This is a genomic window from Halovulum dunhuangense (genome assembly GCF_013093415.1).
In the GTDB taxonomy this organism is placed as follows: Bacteria; Pseudomonadota; Alphaproteobacteria; order Rhodobacterales; family Rhodobacteraceae; genus Halovulum; species Halovulum dunhuangense.
Map to the genome: position 1 here is coordinate 1 of NZ_JABFBC010000011.1, position 7,087 is coordinate 7,087.

Sequence of the window (7,087 nt, forward strand, 5' to 3'; positions counted from 1 at the left end):
ATGCACATGTCACGCGCGCTTTTGCCGAACCTGCTGACGCCGCAGGATCTTGAGCCGAACTGGAGATGGGAGGGTCGTTTGCCGGCGTGGGGTCACACGTCGGTGGATTTCGAGCGTCGGATCGACCATGACCGTTTGCGGCGGTACCGGCTTGCGCGGACGCGTCAGGCGTTGCGGGCGTCGGATGCTGGGACGCTTCTGCTGTTCGACGTGAACAACATCCGGTATGTCTCGGCGACCAAGATCGGCGAGTGGGAGCGGGACAAGATGTGCCGTTTCTGCCTGCTGACGGGGGACGATGCGCCCTATGTGTGGGACTTCGGTTCGGCGGCGATGCACCACCGGAAGTTCTCGGACTGGCTGGTGCCCGAGCATTGCCGGGCCGGCGTGGTGGGGATGCGCGGCACGATCCCGCCCGAGTTCGGGCTGATGCGCAAGTATGCCAGGGAGATCGCGGGTCTGATCCGCGACGCGGGCATGGGCGACATGCCGGTGGGCGTGGACTATGCCGAGACGGCGATGTTCCACGCGCTGCAGGAGGAGGGGCTTCATGTCGTGGACGGCCAGCAGATCATGCTGGCGGCGCGCGAGATCAAGAACTGGGACGAGATCCAGCTTCTGACCCAGGCGGCCGCGATGGTCGACGGGGTCTATCACATGATCTACGAGGAGCTGAAGCCTGGCGTGCGCGAGAACGACATCGTCGCGCTGTCGAACAAGATGCTCTACGAGATGGGCTCGGACGATGTCGAGGCGATCAACGCCATTTCCGGCGAGCGCTGCAACCCGCATCCGCACAACTTCACCGACCGGCTGTTCCGGCCCGGCGACCAGGCCTTCTTCGACATCCTGCAAAGCTACCAGGGCTACCGGACCTGCTACTACCGGACCTTCAACATCGGCCGCGCGACGCCGGCGCAGAACGACGCCTATGTGAAGGCGCGGGAATGGATCGACGCCTCCATCGCCATGATCAGGCCGGGCGTGTCCACCGACAAGGTGGCCGAGGTCTGGCCGAAGGCGGAGGAGTTCGGCTTTCCGGACGAGGACGCGGCCTTCGGGCTGCAGTTCGGCCACGGGCTGGGGCTGGCGCTGCACGAGCGCCCGATCATCAGCCGCGCGGTCAGCCTGGATCACCCGATGGAGATCCAGACCGGCATGGTCTTCGCGCTGGAGACCTATTGCCCGGCCGCGGACGGCTATTCGGCGGCGCGCATCGAGGAGGAGGTCGTCGTGACCGAGACCGGCTGCGAGGTGATCAGCCTGTTCCCGGCCGAGGAACTGCCGATCGCCAACCGGTACTGAGGGACAGGTATTGAGGGACCGGGCCCCCGGGCCAGGGCCCGGTCTACGGGGCGCACCGTAGACCGGGCCTCGGCCCGGGCCCCGCCAGAGGACACGCGACATGACCAAGGCCAGGACCAGGACGAAGACCGCGACGAAGACCGCTGCGGGCACCGATGCGGGCACCAACACGGGCGACTACCTGCGGATGTACCGCCAGATGGTGCGCATCCGCACCTTCGAGGACAACGCCAACCAGCTTTACCTGTCGGCCAAGATGCCGGGGCTCACGCACATGTATTCCGGCGAGGAAGCCGTCGCGGTGGGCATCTGCGAGGCGCTGACGGACGCGGACCGGATCACCTCGACCCATCGCGGCCACGGCCATTGCGTGGCCAAGGGCGCCGAGTTCAAGGCGATGTTCTGCGAGCTGCTGGGCAAGGCCGAGGGCTATTGCCGGGGCAAGGGCGGGTCCATGCACATCGCCGACCAGAGCCATGGCAACCTGGGCGCCAACGCCATCGTCGGCGGCTCCATGGGCATCGCCACCGGATCGGCGCTGCGCGCCAAGCTCCTGGGCCAGGACGACGTGACCGTCTGCTTCTTCGGCGACGGGGCCACCGCGCAGGGGCTGATGTACGAGGTGATGAACATGGCGGCGCTGTGGAAGCTGCCGGTGATCTATGCCTGCGAGAACAACGGCTACTCGGAATACACCAGGACCGAGGAGATCGCGGCCGGCTCGATCACCGCGCGGGCCGAGGCCTTCGGGATCGAGGCGCACCAGGTCGACGGGCAGGACGTGCTGGCGGTGAACGCGCTGACGCAAGAGCTGGTCGCGCGCGCCCGCAAGGGCGAGGGCCCGTTCTTCCTGGAGCTGATGACCTATCGCTACCACGGCCACCATGTGGGCGACATCAACCGCGAGTACTACCGATCGAAGTCCGAGGAGAAGGACTGGAAGGAGAACCGCGACCCGATCATCCGCTTCCGCGGCTTCCTGGTGAGCGAGGGCATCGCCACCGAAGACGAGATCGAGGCGATGAACGCCGAGATCGCCCGGGACGCGGCCGAGGCCGTGGCCTATGCCGAGAAGGCCCCCTACCCGCCGGCCCACGAGGTCGACATGCATGTCTTCGCGGACTGAGGAGCGCACCATGAGAGAGATCACCCTGTCCCAGGCCGTGAACGAGGCGCTGCGCGAGGAGATGCGCCGCGATCCCACGGTCTTTGTCCTGGGCGAGGACGTGGCCGAGGCGGGCACCCCCTTCAAGGTGCTGTCGGGCCTGGTCGAGGAGTTCGGCACCGCCCGCGTGATCGACACGCCGATCTCGGAGCCGGGCTTCGTCGGCATGGCGGTCGGCGCGGCGATGACCGGCGCGCGGCCCGTCGTCGACCTGATGTTCGGCGACTTCATCTACCTGGTGATGGACCAGCTCTGCAACCAGGCGGCCAAGCAGCATTACATGTCGGGCGGCAAGCTGACCGTGCCGATGGTGCTGCGCACCAACCTGGGCGCCACCCGGCGCTCGGCCGCGCAGCACTCGCAGTCGCTCCAGGCGCTGGTCGCCCACATCCCGGGGCTGAAGGTGGCGCTGCCGTCGTCGGCCTATGAGGCCAAGGGGCTGATGAAGACGGCGATCCGGGACAACAACCCGGTCGTCATCTTCGAGGACAAGCTGATGTACCAGGACAAGGCCCCGGTCCCGGAAGAGGAATACCTGATCCCCTTCGGGCAGGCCAACGTGCTGCGGCAGGGCGCCGACATCACGCTGATCGGCACCTCCTCGATGGTGCAGGTGGCCCTGAAGGCGGCCGTTCTCCTGGAAAAGGACGGGATCGAGGCCGAGGTGATCGACCCGCGCACCATCGTGCCGCTCGACGAGGCGCGGCTGCTGGAAAGCGTGCGGAAGACCAGCCGCGCCATCGTGATCGACGAGGGCCACCAGAGCTACGGCGTCACCGCCGAGATCGCCAGCCGGCTGAACGAGAAGGCGTTCTACCATCTCGACGCGCCGGTGCTGCGCATGGGCGCGATGGACGTGCCGGTGCCCTTCAGCCCGGCGCTGGAGGACCTGACCGTGCCCACCCCCGAGGCGGTGGCCGCGAACGCCCGCAAGCTGTGCGCCGGGGAGCTGATCCATGCCGCATGATGAAACCTCCGGTTCCGGGCCGCATGACGTGACCATGCCCCAGCTCGGCATGGCCCAGGATGCCGGGCGGATCGTGTCCTGGCTGAAGGCGCCGGGCGAGCGGGTGGCGAAGGGCGACGCGCTCTTCGAGGTGGAGACCGACAAGGCGGTGATGGAGGTCGAGGCGACCGCCGACGGCTACCTGACCGGGGTCGCCGCCAAGGCCGGCGAGGATGTCCCCGTGGGCCAGGTGATCGCCCGGATCACCGACAGCGCCGAGGGCGATGGGGGCGACGGGGATGCGGCCGCCGCAGAACCCCCCGCAGAACCCGGGGCCGAACCCGGGGCCGGCACCGCCGACGCCCTGCCCGAGGGGCACCCCGTCACCATGCCCCAGCTTGGCATGGCCCAGGACACGGGCCTGCTGGTCGGCTGGCACAGGCAGCCCGGCGACAGGGTCGCGGCCGAGGACGTGCTCTTCGAGGTCGAGACCGACAAGAGCACCATGGAGGTGGCCGCGGGCCGCGACGGCTGGCTGGCCGCGACCCTGGCCCTGGCCGGCGAGGAGGTGCCCACGGGCCAGCCGGTGGCGATCATCGCGGACGAGAAGCCGGACGCGCCGGTGGCCCGCGCCGTGAAGGACGGCAAAGCGGCCCCGGCCCCGGCTGAGGCTGAGGCTCCGGCTGAGGCGGCCCCGGCGCCCGGTCCGGCGCGCAAACCCGCCGCCGCAGCCAAGGCGTCCCCGGCCGCGTCCGGCGGGCGCATCCTCGCCTCGCCCAAGGCGCGGCGGCTGGCGATGGAACAGGGGCTCGACCTGGCCCGCCTGGCCGAGGCGGGCCATCCCCAGCCCTATCACGCGGCCGATCTGGACGTGCTGCGCGCCCTGCCCGCAGCCGCCCCGGCGCAGGCCATGGAGGCACCGCGCCGCCTGACCGCCGCCTGCGCCGCCGACGGCTTCGCGGACTTCGCCGCCTGGGCCGCCGGGAACCGGGGCCTGAAGGATGCCGACGCGATCCTCGCGGGGCTTGCCGGCGCAAGCCTTGGCGCCGAGGGCGGCGTCACCGTCGCGGTCGAGCGCTTCGGCGCATCCCGCGCCTTCGCCGTCCCCCCCGGCCGGCATCTCGCGGGGGTCACGGCCACCGACGACGCGCCCGCGCTGATCCTGCGCGACCTGCGCGCAACGCCGCTGACCGCGGTCGCGATGGGGGCCGAGGCCGCCCCGGTCCTGACCGTCACGCGCGACGGCGCGGGGCTTTCGATCACGCTGGAATGCGCCGCCACCGCCCTCGATGCGGGCGCGGCGATCCGGCTTCTCACCGAGTTCGCGGGCCGGATGGAGCAGCCGCTCCGCCACCTGCTCTGACCGACGGGGTTGACCCAGATGGACCATACCGACCTTTACATCGACGGCGCCTGGCGCAGGACCGACGACCGCTTCGACGTCGTCAACCCGGCCACCGAGGCGGTGCTCGCCTCCGTCGCCTCGGCCGACATCGCCGATGCCGATGCCGCGCTCGACGCGGCCGAACGCGCCATGGCCGACTGGGCCGCGCGCAAGCCGCGCGAACGCTCGGAAGTGCTGCGCCGCGCGTGGGAGCTGATGACCGCGCGGCTCGATCACTTCGCGCATCTGATCACCCTGGAAAACGGCAAGGCCCGCGCCGACGCCATGGGCGAGGCGACGTACGCCGCCGAGTTCTTCCGCTGGTTCGCCGAGGAAGCCGTGCGCGCCGACGGGCTGATCACCCATGCCCCGGCTTCCGGCGCGCGCATCCTGGTGCAGCACAAGCCCGCGGGGCTGGCGGTGCTGATCACGCCCTGGAACTACCCCGCCGCCATGGGCACCCGCAAGATCGCCCCCGCCTTGGCCGCCGGCTGCGGCGTGATCGTCAAGCCGGCGTCCGAAACCCCGCTCACCATGCTGGCCCTGATGCCGCTGCTGGAAGAGGCCGGCGTGCCGAAGGGGCTGGTGAACGTGCTGCCCTCGAGGAAGACCGGCGCGCTGGTCGATCACATGCTGCACGACCCCCGCGTGCGGGTGGTCAGCTTCACCGGCTCGACGGGCGTGGGCCGCAAGCTGCTGAAGTCCGCCGCCGACCAGGTGCTGAAGCCCGCGATGGAACTGGGCGGCAACGCCCCCGTCCTGGTGCTGAAGGACGCCGACATGGACACCGCCATCGAGGGCACCATGCTGGCCAAGATGCGCAACCTGGGCGAGGCCTGCACCGCCGCCAACCGCATCTATGTCCATGACAGCATCGCCGAGAAGTTCACCGCGCGGCTGACCGAACGGATGTCGGCGCTGAAGGTCGGCGACGGCACCGATCCCTCGGTCGATGTGGGCCCGCTGGTCAATGCCGCCACCCGCGACAAGGTGGCCGGGTTCGTCGCGGATGCGCTCGCCAGGGGGGCGAAGCTCGAATGCGGCGGCGTGGTGCCGAACGGCCCGGGCTTCTTCTACCCGCCCACGGTGCTGTCGAACGTCCCCGAGACCGCCGAATGCGTGCGCGACGAGATCTTCGGCCCCGTCGCCGCGATCCAGACCTTCACCGACGAGCAGGACGCGATCCGCCGCGCCAACGACACCGAATACGGGCTGGTCGCCTATGTCTTCAGCCAGGACTTCCGCCGCGCCATGCAGGTCTGCGAACGGCTCGACTACGGCATGGTCGGCCTGAACCGCGGGCTGGTCAGCGACCCCGCGGCCCCCTTCGGCGGCACCAAGCAGTCGGGGCTGGGCCGCGAGGGCGGGCATGAGGGGATGCTCGAGTTCATGGAAACCCAGTACATCTCGGCCAGCTGGTAAGGGGGACGATCATGGACATCTCGGCAAGCCCCTCCACCCGCCGCATGGCCCTTCGGAAGGGCGTGGACATCGACGCGCTGGCCAGGCGCCTCGGGCGCACCACCATCGGCCCCGAAGACCTGGAGAGCGGCGCGCCCGCCCCCGCCCCCGCCGGCGACACCGCCTTCTGGGAGGTGGACCACGCGCGATACGGCCCCGTCACCGAAGAACCGATGAGCCGCTTCGCCCAGGTCGCCGCCCGCAACCTGGCCGCCGCCCAGGCGCTGATCCCGGCCGTGACCCATCACGACCGCGCCGATGTCAGCGCCATCGAGGCGCTCCGCGCCGAATGGAAGCCCGAGGCGCAGGCCCGCGGCGTGAAGCTGACCGCGCTCGCCTTCCATGTCGCAGCCCTCGCCCGCGCGCTCAGGGCGTTCCCGAAGTTCAACGCCTCGCTGTCGGCCGACGGCACAAGGCTGATCCTGAAGGACTACGTCCACATAGGCATCGCCGTGGACACGCCCCACGGGCTGATGGTCCCCGTCATCCGCGACGCCGACACCAAGGGCCTGTGGCAGATCGCAGGCGAGATCGGCGACCTGGCCGCCCGCGCCCAGGCCCGCAAGATCGGCCCCGACGAGATGGGCGGCGCGTCCATGACCATCACCAACCTGGGCGGCATCGGCGGAACCGCCTTCAGCCCCATCGTAAACCCCCCGGAAATCGCCATCCTCGGCATCACCCGGACCGAAACCGTCACCGCCTGGGACGGCAACACCCCCCGCCCCGTCCCCATGGCACCCCTCGACCTCTCCTACGACCACCGCGCCCTCAACGGCGCAGACGCCGCAAGGTTCCTCTCGCTCCACGCAAACCTCATCGCAGA

The 7,087-nt window shown here is 70.1% G+C and carries 6 protein-coding genes; all 6 read left to right on the top strand.

Annotation, left to right across the window (positions count from 1 at the left end):
- Nucleotides 1-6: 6 nt before the first annotated feature.
- A complete protein-coding gene (locus HMH01_RS17545) occupies nt 7-1,305 on the top strand; it encodes a M24 family metallopeptidase (protein ID WP_171327104.1) in 1,299 nt (432 codons plus the stop codon).
- Between the two features lie 187 nt (nt 1,306-1,492).
- Nucleotides 1,493-2,431, top strand: coding sequence for a thiamine pyrophosphate-dependent dehydrogenase E1 component subunit alpha (locus tag HMH01_RS17550; protein ID WP_171327105.1), 939 nt, complete (start codon nt 1,493-1,495; stop codon nt 2,429-2,431).
- Nucleotides 2,432-2,441: 10 nt separating this feature from the next.
- On the top strand, nt 2,442-3,437 hold the full coding sequence (locus HMH01_RS17555; protein WP_171327101.1) for an alpha-ketoacid dehydrogenase subunit beta: 996 nt from the start codon (nt 2,442-2,444) through the stop codon (nt 3,435-3,437).
- A complete protein-coding gene (locus HMH01_RS17560) occupies nt 3,427-4,779 on the top strand; it encodes a biotin/lipoyl-containing protein (RefSeq protein WP_171327102.1) in 1,353 nt (450 codons plus the stop codon). The genes HMH01_RS17555 and HMH01_RS17560 overlap by 11 nt, the downstream gene beginning before the upstream one ends.
- Before the next feature lie 18 nt (nt 4,780-4,797).
- Nucleotides 4,798-6,222, top strand: coding sequence for an NAD-dependent succinate-semialdehyde dehydrogenase (locus HMH01_RS17565; RefSeq protein WP_171327103.1), 1,425 nt, complete (start codon nt 4,798-4,800; stop codon nt 6,220-6,222).
- An 11-nt stretch (nt 6,223-6,233) separates the two neighbouring features.
- Nucleotides 6,234-7,087: 2-oxo acid dehydrogenase subunit E2 (locus HMH01_RS17570; protein ID WP_246237482.1), on the top strand; the 854-nt coding region annotated here is incomplete at its 3' end.